Origin of the sequence: Bacillus sp. B-jedd, assembly GCF_000821085.1 — a bacterium.
In the GTDB taxonomy this organism is placed as follows: Bacteria; Bacillota; Bacilli; order Bacillales; family Cytobacillaceae; genus Bacillus_D.
In genome coordinates this window covers 336,232-356,146 of record NZ_CCXR01000001.1, presented here as the reverse complement: position 1 = coordinate 356,146, position 19,915 = coordinate 336,232, and the positions used below count along the sequence as shown (strand labels likewise).

Annotated in this window: 21 protein-coding genes and 1 other annotated feature; of the genes, 13 read left to right on the top strand and 8 right to left on the bottom strand. The window is 46.7% G+C overall.

Going from position 1 to position 19,915, the window contains the following annotated elements:
• Window positions 1–48 precede the first annotated feature (48 nt).
• Together trhA and brnQ are read left to right on the top strand one after the other, a co-directional pair.
• Window positions 49–693 carry a PAQR family membrane homeostasis protein TrhA gene (trhA, locus tag BN1002_RS01760; RefSeq protein ID WP_048823339.1) on the top strand — a complete coding sequence of 215 codons (645 nt, stop codon included), beginning with the start codon at window positions 49–51 and terminating at the stop codon, window positions 691–693.
• Window positions 694–936: 243 nt separating this feature from the next.
• Window positions 937–1,180, top strand: a binding site (T-box leader).
• 77 nt (window positions 1,181–1,257) lie between these two features.
• The gene (gene brnQ, locus BN1002_RS01755) at window positions 1,258–2,586 is read left to right on the top strand and encodes a branched-chain amino acid transport system II carrier protein (protein ID WP_048823338.1); all 1,329 of its coding nucleotides are present in this window, start codon (window positions 1,258–1,260) and stop codon (window positions 2,584–2,586) included.
• An 81-nt stretch (window positions 2,587–2,667) separates the two neighbouring features.
• Here brnQ and BN1002_RS01750 read toward each other — a convergent pair whose 3' ends face one another.
• From BN1002_RS01750 to BN1002_RS01735, 4 genes are all read right to left on the bottom strand, one after another.
• Window positions 2,668–3,144, bottom strand: coding sequence for a flavodoxin domain-containing protein (locus BN1002_RS01750; RefSeq protein ID WP_048823337.1), 477 nt, complete (start codon window positions 3,142–3,144; stop codon window positions 2,668–2,670).
• Complete coding sequence (locus BN1002_RS01745) at window positions 3,141–4,022, bottom strand: hypothetical protein (RefSeq protein WP_197072722.1); 882 nt, start codon at window positions 4,020–4,022, stop codon at window positions 3,141–3,143. The genes BN1002_RS01750 and BN1002_RS01745 overlap by 4 nt, the downstream gene beginning before the upstream one ends.
• Before the next feature lie 145 nt (window positions 4,023–4,167).
• Entirely contained in the window at window positions 4,168–5,511 is a 1,344-nt protein-coding gene (locus BN1002_RS01740) for an amino acid permease (RefSeq protein WP_048823336.1), read from the bottom strand.
• A gap of 33 nt (window positions 5,512–5,544) precedes the next feature.
• Complete coding sequence (locus tag BN1002_RS01735; RefSeq protein WP_048823335.1) at window positions 5,545–6,252, bottom strand: DNA alkylation repair protein; 708 nt, start codon at window positions 6,250–6,252, stop codon at window positions 5,545–5,547.
• A gap of 479 nt (window positions 6,253–6,731) precedes the next feature.
• On the opposite strand from BN1002_RS01735, the gene BN1002_RS01730 reads away from it, so the two are divergent.
• Entirely contained in the window at window positions 6,732–7,490 is a 759-nt protein-coding gene (locus tag BN1002_RS01730) for a CAP domain-containing protein (RefSeq protein WP_052445665.1), read from the top strand.
• A 128-nt stretch (window positions 7,491–7,618) separates the two neighbouring features.
• A complete protein-coding gene (locus tag BN1002_RS01725) occupies window positions 7,619–8,194 on the top strand; it encodes a histidine phosphatase family protein (protein WP_048823334.1) in 576 nt (191 codons plus the stop codon).
• 821 nt (window positions 8,195–9,015) lie between these two features.
• On the opposite strand, the gene BN1002_RS01720 is transcribed toward BN1002_RS01725, so the two are convergent.
• The 3 genes from BN1002_RS01720 to BN1002_RS01710 all read right to left on the bottom strand — a co-directional run bounded on the left by BN1002_RS01720 (window position 9,016) and on the right by BN1002_RS01710 (window position 11,404).
• A complete protein-coding gene (locus tag BN1002_RS01720) occupies window positions 9,016–10,341 on the bottom strand; it encodes a DUF4179 domain-containing protein (RefSeq protein ID WP_048823333.1) in 1,326 nt (441 codons plus the stop codon).
• Window positions 10,334–10,858, bottom strand: a complete 525-nt coding sequence (locus BN1002_RS01715) for a sigma-70 family RNA polymerase sigma factor (protein ID WP_231574960.1) — start codon at window positions 10,856–10,858, stop codon at window positions 10,334–10,336. Before BN1002_RS01715 ends, BN1002_RS01720 begins: the two co-directional genes overlap by 8 nt.
• A gap of 81 nt (window positions 10,859–10,939) precedes the next feature.
• Entirely contained in the window at window positions 10,940–11,404 is a 465-nt protein-coding gene (locus BN1002_RS01710) for a GNAT family N-acetyltransferase (RefSeq protein WP_048823332.1), read from the bottom strand.
• Window positions 11,405–11,534: 130 nt separating this feature from the next.
• On the opposite strand from BN1002_RS01710, the gene BN1002_RS01705 reads away from it, so the two are divergent.
• From BN1002_RS01705 to BN1002_RS01680, 6 genes are all read left to right on the top strand, one after another.
• Window positions 11,535–12,050 (top strand): hypothetical protein, encoded by a 516-nt coding sequence (locus BN1002_RS01705; protein ID WP_048823331.1) that lies wholly within the window; start codon window positions 11,535–11,537, stop codon window positions 12,048–12,050.
• 669 nt (window positions 12,051–12,719) lie between these two features.
• Window positions 12,720–13,253 carry a sigma-70 family RNA polymerase sigma factor gene (locus BN1002_RS01700; protein ID WP_048823330.1) on the top strand — a complete coding sequence of 178 codons (534 nt, stop codon included), beginning with the start codon at window positions 12,720–12,722 and terminating at the stop codon, window positions 13,251–13,253.
• A 4-nt stretch (window positions 13,254–13,257) separates the two neighbouring features.
• On the top strand, window positions 13,258–13,677 hold the full coding sequence (locus tag BN1002_RS01695; protein WP_048823329.1) for a PadR family transcriptional regulator: 420 nt from the start codon (window positions 13,258–13,260) through the stop codon (window positions 13,675–13,677).
• Complete coding sequence (locus BN1002_RS01690; protein WP_048823328.1) at window positions 13,667–14,950, top strand: FtsW/RodA/SpoVE family cell cycle protein; 1,284 nt, start codon at window positions 13,667–13,669, stop codon at window positions 14,948–14,950. Before BN1002_RS01695 ends, BN1002_RS01690 begins: the two co-directional genes overlap by 11 nt.
• Window positions 14,951–15,257: 307 nt before the next feature.
• Window positions 15,258–15,707 (top strand): hypothetical protein, encoded by a 450-nt coding sequence (locus tag BN1002_RS01685; protein WP_048823327.1) that lies wholly within the window; start codon window positions 15,258–15,260, stop codon window positions 15,705–15,707.
• Window positions 15,708–15,780: 73 nt separating this feature from the next.
• The gene (locus tag BN1002_RS01680) at window positions 15,781–16,050 is read left to right on the top strand and encodes a YheE family protein (protein WP_231574959.1); all 270 of its coding nucleotides are present in this window, start codon (window positions 15,781–15,783) and stop codon (window positions 16,048–16,050) included.
• Window positions 16,051–16,090: 40 nt separating this feature from the next.
• Here BN1002_RS01680 and BN1002_RS01675 read toward each other — a convergent pair whose 3' ends face one another.
• Complete coding sequence (locus tag BN1002_RS01675; RefSeq protein WP_231574958.1) at window positions 16,091–17,035, bottom strand: urea transporter; 945 nt, start codon at window positions 17,033–17,035, stop codon at window positions 16,091–16,093.
• 521 nt (window positions 17,036–17,556) lie between these two features.
• On the opposite strand from BN1002_RS01675, the gene BN1002_RS01670 reads away from it, so the two are divergent.
• The 3 genes from BN1002_RS01670 to ureC are packed head-to-tail and all read left to right on the top strand — an operon-like array spanning window position 17,557 to window position 19,910.
• Entirely contained in the window at window positions 17,557–17,859 is a 303-nt protein-coding gene (locus tag BN1002_RS01670) for an urease subunit gamma (RefSeq protein WP_048823325.1), read from the top strand.
• A 20-nt stretch (window positions 17,860–17,879) separates the two neighbouring features.
• Window positions 17,880–18,200, top strand: a complete 321-nt coding sequence (ureB, locus tag BN1002_RS01665; RefSeq protein ID WP_048823324.1) for an urease subunit beta — start codon at window positions 17,880–17,882, stop codon at window positions 18,198–18,200.
• Window positions 18,201–19,910 (top strand): urease subunit alpha, encoded by a 1,710-nt coding sequence (gene ureC / locus BN1002_RS01660; protein WP_082036064.1) that lies wholly within the window; start codon window positions 18,201–18,203, stop codon window positions 19,908–19,910.
• The last annotated feature ends 5 nt before the right edge of the window (window positions 19,911–19,915 follow it).

Genomic DNA, 19,915 nt, shown 5'->3' with positions numbered 1-19,915 from the left:
TATAAAGTAGTTATTATAACTACATGTAAAGTTTATTGGAGGTAAAAAATGAACACTTATATTCGCGAGCCAATTAATGGCTTAACCCATCTTGCAGGCGCCTTCCTTTCGTTTATTGGACTGCTGGCTATGGTCATCAAAGCAGCATCTGATTCGTCATCATTGTCAGTTGCAGCTGCCATTGTTTTCGGCATGAGCATGATTCTTCTTTATTCAGCTTCCGCTACCTATCATATGGTTATTGCGAAGGACAGGGTGATTGCTTTTCTGCGCAGGCTCGACCATTCAATGATTTTCATTTTAATCGCTGGAACCTACACCCCCTATTGCCTGATTAGCCTGAACGGGGTGACTGGCTGGGTGCTGTTTGGCATTGTAACAGCTGCGGCCGTAAGTGGAGTCGCTTTTAAAATGATCTGGTTCAATTGCCCACGCTGGCTGTCTACCTCTCTTTATATCGTCATGGGCTGGATGGTCATTTTCGTCGTCTCGCCGCTTGCCGGCAATATTGAGCGTGAAGGGCTGCTCCTACTCATTTTTGGCGGAATCCTTTATACGATTGGCGGGATCATTTATGGAGCCAAGCCTGACTTCCTTCGCTCTAAATACATGGGGTTTCATGAAATTTTTCATATCTTCATCCTTTTAGGGAGTCTGTGCCATTTTTTAAGTATTTATTTGTACGTTCTTTGAAAAGCCAATCGTGGCCATCTACACGAAAGAGACATTTGTCCACCTTACAAACACAAGATATTTTCAGCCCGCATTTTTTCTAAAAAAAATTTCCGTCAGTTTTTGCCATAAGGAAATCGTTTACATTGCTGCTGTGCCTGGTTTTGAATGTTTAAGGTATTTTTCTCCATCTGCCACAATAGTTAAAATTGTCTAAAAAGTGATTGACACTTAAAAAATCGTTTGATAAATTATTTTTAAATAAAAAAATTGATGACGAGAAGAGTAAGTTAGGACACTGTTCCCCAGAGAGCCGGCAAGTGGTGAAAGCCGGCGTTCAGTACCTGGCCGAAAATCATCTCCGAGATGCAGAACTGAATTTCAGTAAGTTCTGACGGGCTTCCGCCGTTACAAAGGAACACGTATGATTGTACGTTGGCTGAGTGCCGCGCGCCTTTTTGGCAGTGCGGAATGAGGGTGGTAACACGGGTATTAACTCGTCCCTGTTTTTTAACGGGGGCGGGTTTTTTATTTTGCTATAGTAAAAATCCATTTAAATAAATTGATTGGAAAGGAAGAGTAGAAATGAAAAAGTTCGACACTTTGTTCATCGGATTCATGTTGTTTTCAATGTTTTTTGGAGCAGGGAACTTGATTTTCCCTCCATTTCTCGGTGCTTTGTCCGGAACTTCGTACTGGCTTGCCATGGCGGGATTCGTACTGACGGCAGTGGGCCTTCCTTTCGCCGTCCTGCTTGCCGTTTCTCTTGTTAAAGGCGGCGCAGAAGCGCTTGGAAACAGAGTCCATCCCAAGTTCAGCACAATTTTCATGGTAGTCGTTTATTTATCGATCGGGCCATTCCTGGCCATCCCGAGGAATGCATCCGTTGCCTTCGAAATGGGCGTCCTGCCATTCGCACCGGAATCATTTAATAAGACACTCGCTTTGTTCATTTACTCGGCTGTTTTCTTCGGCATTGTCTATCTGACCTCTTTAAACCACGATAAGATGGAAAAGTATATGGGGCGCTGGATCACTCCGGTGCTGCTTGTGTCAATCGTCGCCTTGTGCGCGGTCGGTTTTGCGAAATTAAACAGCCAATTTCAGCCTCCATCCGGCGGCTATGAGGCAGGCGCTTTCTTTAAAGGCTTCCTTGAAGGCTATAACACAATGGACGCCCTGGCTTCCCTGGCGTTCGGAATTGTCATTCTCACTGCTGTCAAACAACGCGGCGTCAACGACGATAAACAGCTGACCCGTTACACGATGAAAGCTGCCGTTGTCGCAGGCCTGCTCCTTGCGCTTGTCTATGTATCCCTTGGCTATGTTGGCGGAAAAATGGGCGGTGCAGGAACATTTGACTCCGGTACTGAACTATTGACAACGGCTTCCGCGCTTCTTCTTGGCAAAAGCGGCCCTGTCCTCTTAGGATTGATTTTTACCCTGGCCTGCTTCACAACCGTTGTCGGCCTCACGGTTGCCTGCGGACAATATTTTTCGGTTCTTTATCCGAAACTAAGCTATAAAGCAGTCGTTACTGGTGTTGTTCTGATCGGGCTTACCCTTTCTAATATGGGCCTAGCGCAAATTCTTAAAGTTTCCGTCCCATTCCTGGTCACGGCTTACCCGTTAACAATCGTGTTAATTACCCTTAGCTTTTTCCACCGCTTCTTTAAAAATCCGCGGAGGGTTTATGCTACATCCATTCTGTTTACTGGTGTTTTCGCGGCAATCAGCGGATTAAGCACATTCGGCCTTAATCTTGGTCCAATCCTTACCATGAGGAATGCCCTCCCATTCGCTTCAGCCGGAATGGATTGGGTCGTCCCGGCCATCGTTGGCGCCTTGATCGGCATGCTGATGGGTGGCTCTAAGTCAGAAACACTTGAACAAAAAGAATTGAAGGCTTCTTAATTAGCCAATATAAAAAGCCATTCCGCAAGTTTTTAGCGGGATGGCTTTACTTTTGCTTGAATGGCCGGTTTCATTCAACACTTACTTGAATTTCTCCGCAAAAGAAGCAATCGCTTCCATATCAAGCCCTTCCTTGTCTTCTTTTTGGCGAAGAATTGACTTGGCGATGCTTTTCTCCAATCGGTTCAGGGATTGGAAATGAATCTGGAATCCAAAGACTTCTTTTGCCAATGCATGCTCCCTCAGCTTTTCAGGGAAAGCCTCCCGCAATTCCTTTTCTCGCTCATTCGAATCAGGATGCGCCCCGCAGATAAATAACCCGAGCCGCTTTTGCAAAAGTTCATCGGTATGTTTGACAATAAAGGTCGATAGCGCCTTTTGGATTTTGCCAAAATAAATCGAGCCCCCAAGAATGACGGTATCAAACTCTGCTATAGGCGGGATGCTTCCATCCGAAACTCTTGCCGTCCTTGTCTGTCCCTCGAGCCTGTCAGCCAGCAGCGACACAGCATGTTCGACAGTACCATGTTTGGTTTCATAAATGATCAGATTTTTCATACATGATGACCCTCCGTTTCAATTACATTCACAAGCACAAGATAAAGGCAATATAAAAACAGTAAGGTGAAAATGCCGAAAATGGCTATCTCTGCAAGGCTCGACTGGACACCCGCGGCAATCATCCTAATCGCCATCGCCATAATGGCAGCAAGCAGAGTAATCGCTTTAATAATCATAACGGGTCCGAGCAAATAGCCAGCCGGACGCCGCTTTATCAGCAGGATGCCGGCAAAAACCCCGGCAGGCAGGACAAACCCAAGGTCGAGCGCCTGAATTACCAGCGTTGTATAATGGTCGAGCCCCGGAGGCGCTGTGTGGCTTAATAGGCCAGGTATTATCCTTCCTACCCACAACAGCCCTACTGCAATCCCAAGAAAAATCAGCATCCCTCCCAAAAAGCGGACAGGCATCCGCGGATTGAAACGTGTAGCCAGTCCGTTCAGATTAAAAGATAGGAGCACAAGAGTGAATGAAAAGAAACTTAAAGACATGAGCGTAATATACACAAGGAAAAAAGAATTATAAGACGATAAAAATGAGTAGGATGTGTACGTGTATAAAAAGTAGCCAAGAGTGCCGGCAAGCAAGAGTTTTCCTTTTAATAATCCTTTTTGATACATATACAATGAGGCCAGCAAAACCGGGATGCCAATTAACAGCGTTACAATGTCCTGCGCAATTTCCTGTTCGGCTCCAGATACGGAGTCATTTTGGTACAAACCTTTCCCATAAAGCTCTACCATTTTCCCATCGAGGCTCGTATAAGGATGCGAGCCTGGCCCTTCTCCTGAAAATATCCCCCATGAAGCAGCAACTGCGGCCAATATCATAATTGATATTGTCATTCCGGCAACTACTCTTTGGGATTTCATCATTCATACGCCTCTTTCCATTAAATTTTTTAGTCCCTGTCAACCTCATTCTATCGGAATCACTCGTCTGAATTTATTCATAATAGTTAAAATTTTGTGAAATAATATAACCAAAAAAAGGCCCCAAAGCTTTTCCGCTTTTGAGGGCCTATTTCTTCCTCTTCATCTTATAACCCACATATAGAATTGCAAACCAGATAGGGGCGACGATATAGGCAACGGCCATCCCTTCGATGAAACCCAATGCAACGACGACCACCGCAAGGGCTGCAAGGGCAAAGTACGAGGAAAAAGGATACAATGGCATCTTGAATGCCCCGCCTCCCGGATGGGCTTTCCGGAATTTCATATGGGCGGCAATGATGATTGTCCAGCTCGTGACTGCCGCAATCGTGGCAATTGAAGTAATGTAGAAAAACACCTTTTCAGGTACAAAATAATTTAACAGGACCGTCAACAGCAAGATGGCCGCGGTAAACAGAATGCCGCGATAAGGGACTCCCGACTTGCTCAATTGACGGAAGTAAGCCGGGCCGTTCCCTTGTTCCGCCAGACTGTAAAGCATCCTGCCTGTTCCATACATTCCGCTGTTAAAGGCTGATAATGCGGCTGTAATCACTACAAAGTTGATAATTCCAGCTGTGGCTGGCAATCCGATTTTGTCAAAAATAAGCACGAACGGGCTTCCCGAAGAACCGATTTTATCCCACGGGTACAAAATCATAATAATTCCCAGCGCGCCAATGTAAAAGATTAAAATACGCCAAATCACATTATTAATGGCAGATGGTATGGTCTTTTTAGGATTGTCCGCTTCCCCGGCGGTCAGTCCGATCATCTCTATTCCGCCAAAGGAAAACATCACCATGACAAGCGATAAGAGAATGCCCACAGCCCCGTTTGGCATAAACCCCCCATGCGCCCAGAGATTATCAAAGCCAATCGGGACCCCATGATTGCCAATGCCAAATAAGATAATTCCAAGACCGGCAAGGATCATCCCAATAATGGCCACTACTTTAATCATGGCGAACCAAAATTCGAACTCTCCGTATGCTTTTACATTGATCAGGTTAATAGCTGTAAATACAATGAGTGCCGCAAGGGCTGAACTCCACTGCGGTACTGCCGGAAACCAATATTTTATGTACACGCCGAAAACCGTGATTTCGACCATTCCGACGACTACCCAGTTAAACCAGTACGTCCAACCTGTCAAATACCCGGCAAAATGGCCGAGATAGTTATTAGCATAGGTACTGAAGGAGCCGGATACCGGATTGTCGACCGCCATTTCCCCTAAGGCCCGCATGATCATAAAGATGACAAATCCGCCAATCAGATAGGAGACCAATATCGCCGGGCCCGCTAGCTGAATCGTCGCGATTGAACCATAAAACAGACCGACTCCGATGGTGCCCCCGAGGGCAATCAGCTGGATATGCCTGTTGCTTAAGCCTCTTTTCAGTTGTTCTTCACTATTCTTATCCATGGCCTGTTTGCACCTCTTCCCTTACCATTACGCTCAGCAGATGCATGTTTTCTTTTTGCTGCCGATCTTATTACGGGCTTCTACTTTTTTAATGTAATCAGCAGCCAGCGGAACTTTGCAGGCTGTATTTCCAACATCAACATGAACTTTTCCAATCGATTCCGCCACGTTCATTGCCTCTTCATATAGTGGCTTGACAAATGATCCTGTACATATAACGAATTCATTCATCACATATCGGACCCTGTTCCGTTCTTGGTGGACCGTTTCTTCTATCTTTTGCAAAAGAATCCTCAGTTCATCGAGGTCAAGTTTTTCATCAGGCGTGATGGAAAGATAATTCGAGTAGGTACTCCATCCGCAGACAGCGATATTTTCTTCCTCTGCAGTTATCCATTCCCGCGCAAGTTTAAGGGCATAGTTGCTTTCGGCCGCTACTTTGGCAACCGTATATTCAGCAGGCATATACCACTTGGCTTTTTTTACCCAGTTCTGCAACGTATTCTCATCCATTAGTTTCGGATTAACTGAAAGGCCTGCAAGGTACATCGCATCGTAATTTCCCGTATCATAGAGCGCCAGTCCCAGCTGCTGATTTTTCTTTACATACTTGACAAGTTTTTTCATGTCACCTACCCTTACCCCAAAAACCGGTTCCAGAGCCCCATGCCGCAAAAAAGTTTTCTTTGTCTGCTCCGTTCCCATTTCAGCCAATTTCTCCATTACTTCTTCCAAAATCATGATTCTTGTCCCCCTTTTACGAAAACTCCCCTGTTAGTTCCCCATTATACCATTTGACTTTGTCCCCAAAAAACCGCTTTCCTTTTTGTAGGGATTCACCAGCAAATTTCCATTCATATTTTGCCCAAACAGTTGAAAAATAAGGTCGTACCACTATATTTGCAAGAGGAGGATGCGACTTGATAAAGAAAACATTCGGCATTATGTCTGCCAGTGTGCTCGCACTCGGGCTGGCGGCATGCAATAACAATGACAACAATAACGCCATGGATCATGGAACCGGGGCGTATAATGTCCGTGACAATAATTTTGGCGACAGGGATGACCGCGACAGGAATAATGACTTGTTCGGCATGGATCATGAAGGGCTGCTGACGGAAGAATGGAATCCCGGCCATAACGATGATGACCGGAACGGCAGATTTGGGGCGTTCGGAGATAACAACAGGCGCGGGAAAGACCGCAATGGACGCTTTAATATGGACAACCTTTCAAGTATCCAGACAGACATGAACAGCAAGAATTATCCTGAAACGAGGGCCATCCTCGTTCAGCAGGCAAAGTACCAATTCGTCCGAGTTGACCCGAGAACCGGACAGATTCAGCAGGGACAGCTGCAGCAGCTGCCAGGACAGGGACAATATTGGCAAATCTCCCTTCCGCAAAACTCAGGAGCACAGCCTCCAATGATGAACCCTGGCTTTAACGCCAATCAACAGGGACAAATGCCGGTTCCTCAGCAACGGCAAACGCAAGCTCCGCAACAAGGCCAGGCTCCTGCACCGCAGCAAGCACAGCCGGCTCCTGCGAAGCAACAAGGACAGGCTCCTGCTAAACAGCAGCAAGCACCAACAGCTGGCATTAGTAAATTCGAGCAGCAGGTCATTGATTTAACAAATGTCCAGCGCCAGCAAAACGGCCTGCCACCGCTAAAAGCCGATACGAAATTAAGCGGAGTTGCCGAGAAAAAGTCATTGGATATGCAGCAGAAAAATTACTTTTCGCATACAAGCCCAACATACGGATCTCCATTTGACATGATGCGCGACTTTGGTGTCACGTACAGGAGCGCCGGCGAAAACATCGCCATGGGCCAACGTACTCCACAGGAAGTCGTCCAAGCTTGGATGAACTCCGAAGGACACCGCCGCAACATCCTGAACAAAGACTTCACTCATATCGGAGTCGGTTTTGAACAAAGCGGTTACCACTGGACACAAATGTTCATCAGCAAATAATGGTACTTACCGGGCTCCCTTATGGTGGCCCGGTTTTTCTTTTAATACGCCTGAAGATTTGCTTAAAGCGGACAAACTGTTCCTACGTATAGTATCCTTAACCCAAACACTTTACATAGGAGGTAACTATGACGACAATTGGATTTATCCGCCACGGCAGTACTGCTTGGAATAAGGAAAGGCGCGCCCAGGGGAGTTCCGATATCCCGCTTGATCAGGACGGAATGAATGAAGCCCGGCTGCTCGCCGAGAGGCTTTCAGGTGAAGAGTGGGACGTTATTTACGCAAGCCCGCAGCTTCGTGCTAGACAGACCGCGGAAATCGTCGCCGAAAAACTCGGAGTGAAAGAGATTCATTTTGACCCCCGCCTGCGAGAGATTAACGGCGGGAAAATCGAGGGGACAATTGAATCAGAGCGCGTCGCCAAATGGGGCAGCAACTGGCGGGACATGGATCTGGGGATTGAAAAGCATAATAGCGTTGTTGAGCGCGGGATGGCCGCCGTCCGTGAAATTCAAGACACCCATCCCGGCAAAAACGTCCTCATCGTCAGCCACGGAGGTGTCATCAGAAAAATAGTTTCTGAACTCGTCCCGGCGTTGAAGGAAGAAGCCTCCCTGTTTAATACTTCGGTTACCGTGCTGCATGATAGCGGCGAGGTTTGGGAGTGCGGTTTATATAATTGCACGAAGCATTTGGGATAGGTGACTGAACAGCAGCGGGAATACAGGACTTCAGGCCTTAAAGGAAGAGAAGAACAGCATCGGGGAGCCGGGGTTCTCGACTTAGAGCCCGAACAACTATGGACTAACTAGCCTTCGGGCACTATACGGAGACTTAGAGCCCGAACAGCTATGGACTATCTGGCCTTCGGGCACTATACGGAGACTTAGAGCCCGAACAGCTTCAGACCACCTGACCTTCGGGCGCTAAATGATGACTTAGAGCCCGAACAGCTTCAGACTACCAGGCTTTCGGGCACTAAACGGAGACTTAGAGCCCGAACAGCTTTCCGGACCAGGGGCTTCGGGCACTAAATGATGACTTAGTGACCGAACAGCTTTCCGGACCAGGGGCTTCGGGCACTAAATGATGACTTAGTGACCGAACAGCTTTCCGGACCAGAGGCTTCGGGCACTAAATGATGACTTAGTGACCGAACAGCTTTAGACCACCAGGCCTTCGAGCACTAAACGATGACTTAGTGACCGAACAGCTTTAGACCACCAGGCTTTCGGGCGCTAAACGATGACTTAGTGACCGAACAGCTTTCCGGACCAGGGGCTTCGGGTACTAAACAGCGACTTAGAGCCCGAACAGCTTTAGACCATCAGGCCTTCGGGCACTAAATGGTGACTAAGTCGTTGTACTCAATTAGTCAGGAACCCATTTAAAATAAGTGTTTAATTAGTCATGAGTTTTGTTTTTTAATCGGTTTTATTCGTTTAATTATTGATGGGATTTTCATATTTCCAAATTCCCCATACAAAGAGGCGGAATCCACCACTGGATTCCGCCCCAACTGTTATTTAATCCTGACCTTTTCCTGCGATTCGATCCAGGCTGGATAAAAGGCGATTTCAAGTTTCAACGGGTTTTTGTATACATTTTTGCCCGCCGCGATGCCAATTCCGTGCTCTGTGTATCCTTCACCGTAAGTAGTAACTTGCTCGCCATAGCTGGTATCCCCGCCGTTTCGTTCGATATCTTTTCCATCCGCATCCTTCATGGATGAAAAAGGGAAATAATGAAACTCCCCTTTAATCCTCATCCATAAATAGCCGTCCTCCACCCTTACGCCATAATATTTATTTGGCTGAGGCTGCTTCAGGATTTGTTTCTTTTCGGTATCGACAATCATATAGGCATCATTTTTATCAAGGGCCTGTATTTTGCCAGGGATTAGATAGAGTTTTTCAGGTTCCTTGAAGTAATTGCTCTGGACGTAAAGAACTCGTTTCTCGTCCGCTGGCCCTCCAGTCGCGGTAATCCCGTTCGAGATTTTATTCCACGTCTCTCCATGCTCATCCACAAGCCTGATTTGGTCAAAATTCAGAAGCCTTTTCGTGTTGGCAGGGTCCATTTTGACATGGATGGCGACCCTGAGTGGATAGATTTCCACCTTTTCAAACGTGACTTTCTGTCCTTCAATCTCCACAGTTTTATTTAAAACGTATTCCTTTTTCGCGGAAATTTCTTTCGTCAGGTTAAAGTCGACTTCATGCTCTGTTCCTTCAATATTCACCTTCAGATTAAAAGCCCTCGCTTCAAGAGGCTCAGTAAATTGAAACTCCAATGTCCCGGCAAAGGATTTTTCCCCTTTTACAGAGTTAGCATGATTGCCGAAGCTGAAGCTGCCCAGCGCGAATCTTTTCCCATCTGTGCCTTTTAATTGAACATCGTTAAGATTTATTTCTTGACGCTCTTTCAAAGTATCAATCGTATAAAATAAGACAAGTCCCGTCTCATCCGCAATCGCCCTCGTCACCGTAAACGTGACACCATTTTTCGTACTGGCTGCCCCGATCTCCTGGTCATACTCGGATTCCAGCGCGGCAATAATTCCTTTGTCCCCCTGAATGAGGTCAACGATTTTTGCAAAGCCGGGCAGTTCGGATACATATCCGGCAAAGGCTGGTGAAAGCCGGATGGATGTGAAAAAGCCAATGAGCATAACAGCAGCCGCCGCCACAGAAAATACTGCTTTCATCCACCTCCGGCTACGCTTCTTCTCTATCTTTCCCTTTTCAAAACCTGCCATGATTGCAGAATCCAGTAAATCTTCCGGGACAGGCAGGCCATCCACAAACCGTTTGTAATCAGCAAGCTTTTCTTCCTCCGGATTATGCACTGTAGCCGCCCCCATTCTCTTCAAGTTTTTCCCGCAACGCCTTCAGCGCTCTGTTCAACCACGTTTTGATTGTTCCTTCCGGATGGTCTAGTGCAATGGCAATTTCACTGATTTTGAGGTCCTGAAAGTATTTCATTGCCAATATTTCCTGCGACCGGGCATCGAGCCGCTGCATCGCATCCCTTATTTCCAGCCCGTCATGGTTTTCAAGCCGGCCTTCCGAATGAATAGCCGCCTCATTAAATACAACCCTTTTCCGCTTTTTCAAGACATCGTTACAGTAATTGATCATGATCCGGATGAGCCACGTTTTGACATATGAAGGCTCCCTGACGGAACGAATCCCTTTATAGGCGCGGAATGTCACTTCCTGTACCGCCTCAAGCGCCTCCCCTTCATTCCGCAAAAACGCGAGGGCTGTTTTATATAAATCAATCTTGTAAGCCTTCATTAATTCAAGGAAAGCTTCGTCATCCCCCTTGATGGCCGCTTTCGCCGCCTCTTCCCAGTTGCCCACCTGTCCGCCCCCTTTCTGTACATTAGACATCCGGCCGGCAAAAAAGTTTTGAAAGTTTTTTTGCAAAAGAAAAAGAGCCGTTCAGGGCCCAAAGTACTCCATCGGCTCGGTGCAGCGGGTGTATCCATTTCGCTCATAAAAACGGACCCCGTCCTCACTCGGCCAGACAATGATGAATTCGTATTGATTCTCCTTCATCCAGTCATTCACCGCGGAAATCAATTTGCTGCCAACTCCTTTGCCGCGATATTCCTTGACTGTATACACATTTGTCATATATGCAAAAGGCCGTGTCACCCTTCCAGGCCGCGGCACCTTCTGGATGAGTTCTATATAAATATGTGAAATAAGCTTCTTCTCTTCTTCCGCAACCCAGATAAACCATTGGCCGCCATTCAAGGCACTCTCGAGAAATGCCCCACATTCCTTTGCAAAAGACTCATAATCACTTTTTTCCTGCGCGGATGGGTAATCTTCCAGTGTAAAATCCCATCTCATCTTGATTAACTGATCAATATCCTTCGTTTCAGCAAGCCTGATTTGCAAAATTAATCCCCCTATAATACATTCTCTATAATTAATTCCCGTTTTACGCTTAAACTCCTTTTATCCTTTGAATATATTCTCATATAATGGTAATCTTGTAGAATCCTGATTGATAAGGGAGTTGGGAATCTTGGCAAAAATAACACTAGCAGAAGCAGTCAAACTGAAAAGTATTTTAAATAAACGGGTTCATGAGCTCGAAGAGGAAATGGACCGGGTGGCATTTGTAGAAATGGAGAAAGGCGGGAAGAAGCCAGTGCTCCCCCGCACGCTGAAGGATGTTGAGATTGACCTCGATACTGTCCGTAAAGACATGCGGCTTCTGGATAGATTGGTCTATGCGGCCAATATCGAAAACAACGTGAACTTCAATGGCGAAGAGTATCCGATTGTTGAAGCAATCGAGCTTGCGACCCAGCTTCGGGCAAAGGCGCGGAAATATAAAGAGTACGGTGCGGCGCAAAAGGAAGAGTTTCCTTATTCATATGGCGAGAATATTTCCATCGTGAAGGTGGCGCTATTCGAGCCAGAGGAATTTCGTGTCAAAGGGCTGGAGGCAGAGCGGCAGGCCAACAAGCTGTCCAACCTAATCAATGCGAAAAATTATTCTATAGAACTAGATTTCGACGCGGACAACTATTTCTAACCCTGAAGGGGTGAGACTCCCCTTCAGGGCACGGAAGGAGCCCCCTGATACAATTGGTATTTTGTAATGGCAAAAAGGCAAACCGATGACCGATTCCCCATTACACTGTCACTCTTGACCGATGACCAACTATGGCGATGGCGGCTGATGGCTGAATTTTAGTTCATTTTTGCTCCTTCTGTGTGTCCCTCTTCCTTTTGGAAGGGGGACTTCTAATTTCTACTTCAAAGACCTGCTAACCACGGGGCTTTAGAACCCGGAGGAACGACTGAACAACCCAGCTCGCGTTCTAAGTCGGCCTTTACGACGCGAAGGAACGACTGAACAACCCCGTTCGCGTTCTAAGTTGGCCTTTGCGACGCAAAGGAATGACTGAACAACCCAGTTCGCGTTCTAAATCGGCCTTTACGACGCGAAGGAACTGCTGATCACCGCCGTTCGCGTTCTAAGTTGGCCTTTACGACGCAAAGCAAACGCTGACTACCGCCGTTCGCGTTCTAAATCGACCTTTAGAACCCGAAGGTCCCGCTCACCACGGCTGTTCGGGCTCTAAGTCTTCATTCTTCCAGGTTTCTTAAACTTAATTATCAAAAATTACAGTTCTGATCTTTTTTGGTCAAACCTTTCCATAAGTATTGTCGTCTATTAGGTGAACGGGAGGGAAAAGGGTTGAAGGGATATGCAATTGAGGGGCTAATTTTGCAGGACAAGGAAGAAACGATCGACCATTTAATGACTGCGTATGGGCAGGAAATTCTGCAGCTTGTTTATTCCTATGTGAAGAATAAAGCGGTTGCGGAAGATTTGACCCAGGAAATTTTCATTAAATGCTTCAAATCCCTGCATACATATAACGGCCGGGCCACAATAAGGACCTGGCTTTGGAGAATCGCCATTAATACAAGCAAGGATTACTTGAAAAGCTGGTATAACAACAATGTCATCGTTTCGGAAGATGAACCCTTTACAGCGCACCTTGCCAATGATGCGGTTGAGCAGGAAGTCATTAAAAAGGACGAAGATGCCCAGCTGGCTGCGGCGGTGATGCGGCTGCCCGTCATTTACAGGGAAGTCATTTATCTTTTTTACTTTGAGGATTTGATGGTAAAGGAGATTGCCGACTTGGTCGGCATGAACCAAAACACAGTCAAAACCCGGCTGAAGCGGGCAAAGGAATTATTAAAAGAACAACTGGAGGGATGAATCAATGGAAGACCGATTGAAGAAGCTGCGTTCATCCATGCAAAAGAATACGTTCGCGGATCTCGTTTTCACAGATGATCTTCAACAAGAAATAAAGAGAAAGACCTTACGTGCGTTTGAAAGTGACGAAGAAATCACCTTCGCCATTCTGCAGCTGCTAATCCAGGATCGGACGGGCTTTGAACTTATTAAGCTTTTGCAGACGCGGGGAATCAAACGTTTTAATGAAAATGAAGGATCCATTTACGCACTCCTTCACCAGATGGAAAAAAGCGGTCTGATCTGCCCGAACTGGGAAGATGGGGTGAAATACTACAGGCTGGCCGATAAAGGACGGAAAGCTTTGGAACAGCATGAGAAGAAGCCTGCCTCAAAGCGGCTCGGCTTACACGGACTGCTGGGAGGGAATCCAAGTGGGGCGTGAAAAAAACTCATTCATTCAGGAAGTCCTTAAACACATAAAATCCAATGATGCAAGGCACCTTGTAAAAGATGAACTCGCCTATCATATAAAGTGCTCGGCGGAGGAATTTGAACGCGCCGGCCTGTCGGATGAAGAGGCAGAGAAAAAAGCAGTTGAACAGATGGGAAGTCCGATCCAGCTTGGCCTGCAGTTTGATAAGCTTTACCGGCCCCGGGTTGATTGGCTGATGCTCTCCCTACTGGGGCTGGCTTTATGCTTCGGCTTCCTTCCGATGATCTCGACCGGCTATATGTCCGCCCCGCATTTCGCTCTCAATAAAATTCTGATATTTCTGCTTGGCGCGGCGGTGGCAGTCGGGCTGATGTTTATTAATTACCAGCGTTTGATACACCACGGATTTGTCTTATATGGGATTGGACTTGCCTTCCTATTAGCTTTCCATGGCACAAACTTTTATGTTTCCGGAATGCCTCGTCTGGTCATTGGCCCTGTTAAATTCGAAAGTATGATGGCCTTGCCTATTCTTTTTCTTGCATGGGCATCTTTTTTTGAAAATGCCCGGTTGAAGCTTTGGCAGCTTGGCCTGCTCTTTTTCTTCTCGCTCCTCTTCCTGATTCCGGTCAGTGTGCTGCCGACAATCTTCTTATATATCGTTATGGTTTTAGTCATGTTTGCCAGAAGGCTTTCCAGGGAATTTTCTTTTGCAAAAACTACAGGTGTTCTTGCCGGCATCATCGTCCTCTTTGCGGCAGGATTTTATATTCAGATGAACAACTATCAAAAACTGCGATTTGCTGGTTTTCTCGACCCGGAGGGAAATCCCGAAACCTTTGGTTATCTTTATCTCAAACTGAGGAAAACCCTTTCCGCAGCGGGCTGGTTTGGCAAAGGCGGGCAAGGGGAGTTCCTGCCAGCGGGCCATACGGAAATGGCATTCGTTTCTATCACCCACTATGCGGGTTGGGTGATGGCGGCAATCCTTTTGACAACCTTACTGCTTTTAGCCTTCAGGATGGCATCAGTCTTGTCAAAGGTTCATGATTCGTACGGAAAAATGCTCGTGACCGGAGCCGTTGCCCTCTTTTCGGCCCAGCTTTTCTATAATATTGGAATGTCCATTGGGCTCCTTCCGCTCACATCAGTTTCACTGCCGTTTATTAGTTACGGGCTAATGCCCACTTTGATCAACGCGTTCATAGTCGGCCTTGTCCTGAGTGTCTACCGGCGGAAAGATTTGCCCGCCCGTGAACCGTCAGCGCCGAAACCATTTTAATCAACAGTCCCGATTTGGGACTGTTTTCTTTTGCGAAAATGGAAAATATTGAGCTATAGTTGAATTATTCGAGCATTACTTAAGGGGGAGCAAACTTGGATATTGTTATGACAATCGTAATTATAACCGTCGCGTTCTTGCCGCTTTTCTTTCGGATTAATACCCGGCTGCGCTATTTGGAGGGATGAAGTCAGACGGCTCCGCGACGAAAATGAAAGAAATTTTTATAAATAATAGGAAAATTTCTGGCAACTTTCCCGTCCGTCACCCGTCTAATAGATAAGACAAATCATCCGGGGGGATGGAAGTGGAAAAGCTGTTAAAGGAAGTTGTTATTTTCCTGTCACTGGTGACTGGCATCTATTTTGTCCTGACATTAATCCCAGTAGGTCCGCCTTCACTGGCCGTGTCGGCTGGCAATCAGCACATGACCGCAGCGAGAGCATCTTTTTGCTGGGAGGGAATTATCCATTCAAAGTGCGAGGACACTATTTCACCGCCGCAACTTGTTAAGCACCACAACCTGAAACCGATCGTCGTCTCCCCCGGTGAAGAAGTGAAAATCGTTTTCAGAAAAGTGCCTCTGAAAGATTCAGTCGGAGTCAGCCGCTGGGTCAGCGATATCAATGCCGAAAGGGCTACTTTGAACGGCAACGTCCTCACCGCGCCCGATGAAAAGGGCATTTATATTTACAGCATTTACGGAAGCTGGGAACGCGGATCTTCCGGATATGCGTTTGTAATAGAAGTGAAGTAGAGAACGCCTTTCCCCTTGCAAGGGGAAAGGCTTTTTTTGCAAATGGGGATGAACAGAAAAGGAATAGAGCATAATGAGAAGGGAAATTTTTCATGAGAATGACATTCCGGGAGGGATTTTCTTGCTTGAAGATTTCAAAGTGAAACCGATGTTTGAGGATCAGCATCATGAACGCCATCAGTTTAAAGTGACGGTTGAAGGGAAAAATTTCCTGGGCATCATGCATAAAGGAGAAATTAAATGGTTTAATCCCGATCCCCATCGCCATTTTGAAAAAGATTTTGTTCATAAAATTGAAGCAAGGGTTCATGAACTGTTTGATGATGGGAAAAGAAGTGGCTAATGGCAAAAGGCATCCAGGGGGTGCCTTTTCCTATGGATTCTTATAAACCCGGAAACACTTTTCTCGCCCCGAGAATCATCCAAGTGGTCAGGACAAATGGCATCGTCAACGCCGGCAATCCGTAGGGCAGGAGCCATGTATCCAAGCTTGCTGTTACCGGCACTGTAATAAAGGCAGCGATAATGCCTGATAAAAGATGAGGAACTCCCTCTTTTTTGTCATTAAAAACATATGCCGCTGCGATTGATGCCAAAATTGCATTATACCCATACAGCCCTTTGAAAATGAGGGAATGTTCCCCGCCTAACCAATAGGCACTTAGTAAGGCAATGATGTTGCCCAAAACGGCGAAAAAGGCATATCTCCATCCCGCGGCAAGTATTCCGGCAAAAAGCAAAATCCCTGCCCCAGTATGGTCAAGGAAAAAAATCTGGCCTATCCCGCTTACAGCCCCTTCAAACCAATTTATTTCCCCTTCAATATTCAGTTCCCAATGTGACAGTGACTGCGGCACAAGTTCCGGTGACAACTGGAATGCCTTCAATCGGTAGGAAACGAGCAGCGAGAACCAAGTCAGTAAAATAAATGGCGCAGTCAGGATAGGAATCTGCATGTTTTTCATCCAATACATCATGACCGCGGTCACAAATGCCGCGGCTGCCGCTCCGAAAAGAGAAATGACCCAATCATGGGGTCCGCCTAAAAATAAGGACAGGCCCATTCCTGTCAAAACAGAGTTGTAGCCAAATAGGCCCTTTTTAATGTCAGTTTTATTGGCGTTTCCTGCTTTGGCAACTAGCGTTCCAATCAAAGACGAAGCGTAGGCAATGATTCCAAGTTTAAACGAGGCAATCGTTATCGCAAGCAGAATGATTGCACCAGAAATAGCATTTTCAATTAATACGACTTGTGAGATTCCTCTCATCGATTCTGTCAAAAAAGAGACTGCAGGTTTATCTCTCCATGTAATTTCTTTCTGTTGCACCTGAACGCCCCCATTTCCCATCAGAATTCTCCCCCATTTAGTGTAAACATAGCTTCAAGAATCATACAGCCACATTCCATTCAAATGCTAGATCATCTTTTAGTGGGTGAAGCACAGGCTGGCCGTTGGGGTAAGAAAACAATTTCATTTCAACAGTGTAAATCATCCAATAAATGCAAATAATAGAAATTATGCCAATGTAAATATATAGGTTGGAATTAAAGATTGGTATTCAAACGGGAACGGGGTGGTTGATTTCCGCTCCGGGCATTTCGCTTTCCGCGGGGCATCAGTGGAGCCTCCTCGTCGCTTTTGCTCCTGTGGGGTCTCCCCTTGCTGCTCTGTCCCGCAGGACAATTGGCTTCTCCGAATGGGCTTTGCACGAAGGAAATGCGATAGCATTTTCGAGGAGTCTACATGCCTGAGCTCCAATCAACCAGCTATTTCAATTTAAATATCGCGTTTATTATGTTCAACCTATATAGTTGAAAATTTCACCTGTAATTTAAGGAGGTTTTGCAATGCTGTTAACACCAAGGGAAATTGATAAGTTAATGATTGTTGTCGCAGCTGATCTTGCCAGACGGAGAAAAGAAAGAGGCCTGAAATTGAATTATCCGGAAGCGGTCGCTTTGATTACTCACGAAGTGCTCGAGGGAGCACGGGACGGGAAAACCGTTTCGCAAATGATGGAATATGGCGGAACAATTTTATCGCGGGATGATGTGATGGATGGGATTGCTGATATTCTTGATGACATTCAAGTAGAAGCCACTTTTCCCGACGGGACGAAACTCGTTACGATTCACAGCCCGATAAGATAATTACGACAGGAGCGATAGACTTGCAGCCAGGACAATTGTTTCTAAAAGAAGAAGACATCATTATCAACGAAGGAAGGCAAACCTCAAGGATTAAAGTAATAAATATCGGAGACAGGCCGATCCAGGTGGGCTCCCACTATCATTTTTACGAAGTAAATGAAGCACTGCAATTCGCCCGTGAGGAAACAGTCGGGAAGCGGCTTAACATCCCTGCCGGCGCGGCTGTCCGTTTTGAACCAGGTGACGAAAAAGAAATCGAACTTGTATGTTACGGCGGCAAGCAAATGGTATATGGCTTTCATAACAAAGTGGATGGGTCTGTAAAAGGAAGGTGTCAATAATTGACCAATTTATCAAGAAAACAATATGCGCAAATGTATGGTCCAACAACAGGAGATTCCATCCGCCTTGCCGATACTGATTTGTTTATTCAGGTAGAAAAGGACCACACCACCTATGGGGAGGAAGTGATATTCGGCGGGGGGAAGGTAATCCGGGACGGGATGGGGCAAAATCCGCTTGTTACACGCGGGGAGGATGTACCCGATACAGTTATTACAAACGCGGTGATCCTTGATTATACAGGGATTGTTAAAGCGGATATCGCTATTCGTGACGGGAAGATATTTGCGATCGGCAAAGCCGGGAATCCGCTTATCATGGATAATGTGGACATTGTTATAGGGACAGCTACCGAAATCATTGGCGGAGAAGGAATGATTGTGACGGCTGGAGGGATTGATACGCACGTTCACTTTATTAATCCTGCTCAAGTCGAAACTGCCCTCGCTGCCGGCCTTACAACGTTGATTGGCGGAGGCACCGGCCCCGCGGCGGGATCGAGAGCGACAACAGTGACTCCCGGGCCGTGGAATATTCACCGGATGCTTGAGGCCGCAGAAGGATTGCCCATCAATATTGGATTCACCGGTAAAGGACAGGCAGCATCGGAAAAGCCGCTTGCTGAGCAAATCCGCGCCGGGGCAATTGGTTTAAAAGTACATGAGGACTGGGGCGCTACCTCTTCAGCCATTGACCACGCTTTAAGGGTGGCCGATCAATTCGATGTCCAAGTCGCCCTCCATGCCGATACACTGAACGAGTGTGGATTCATGGAAAACACGATGGCAGCCATAAAAGGCAGAGTCCTTCATATGTATCACACGGAAGGCGCCGGCGGAGGCCATGCTCCCGATCTGCTTAGGTCAGCGAGCTTCATGAATATCCTTCCGTCCTCGACAAATCCAACGCTGCCTTACACGGTCAATACGATTGATGAGCATCTGGATATGATGATGGTTTGCCACCATTTAAATCCTTCGATTCCTGAAGACCTGGCTTTTGCTGATTCACGCATCCGGAAGGAAACGATTGCCGCCGAAGACATCCTCCAGGATATGGGAGTGTTGAGCATGGTCAGTTCAGACGCCCAGGCAATGGGCCGGATTGGCGAGGTGATCCTCCGCATATGGCAGGTGGCGGACAAAATGAAAAAGCAACGCGGCACGCTGGAAGGAGACAGCAAGCTTTCCGACAACAACCGCGCCAAACGCTACGTAGCGAAATATACAATCAACCCGGCGATTACGCACGGGATTTCGGAATATGTCGGCTCTGTGGAAGTCGGAAAGATAGCCGACCTTGTGATTTGGAATCCTGCCTTTTTCGGTGTGAAGCCAGAAATGGTGATAAAAAATGGCTTTGTCGTCGAAAGCCTGATGGGGGATGCGAACGCGTCCATCCCCACCCCACAGCCGGTCATATACCGTCCGATGTATGCCCATTTTGGAAAGGCGCTGTACAGAAGTTCGATCACCTTTGTCTCTCAGGCCGCATTCGACGATAAAGTACATGAAAAGCTAGGCCTCGAAAAAATGGTTTTCCCAGTCCGAGGGATCAGGAAGCTGACAAAAAAAGACATGAAGCTGAACTCCGAAACCCCGGAGATTTCAGTCGATCCCGAGACATATGAAGTCCGCGTCAACGGTGAATTGATTACATGCGACCCAGTATCGGAAGTTCCGATGGGACAGAGATATTTCCTATTTTGAGGTGA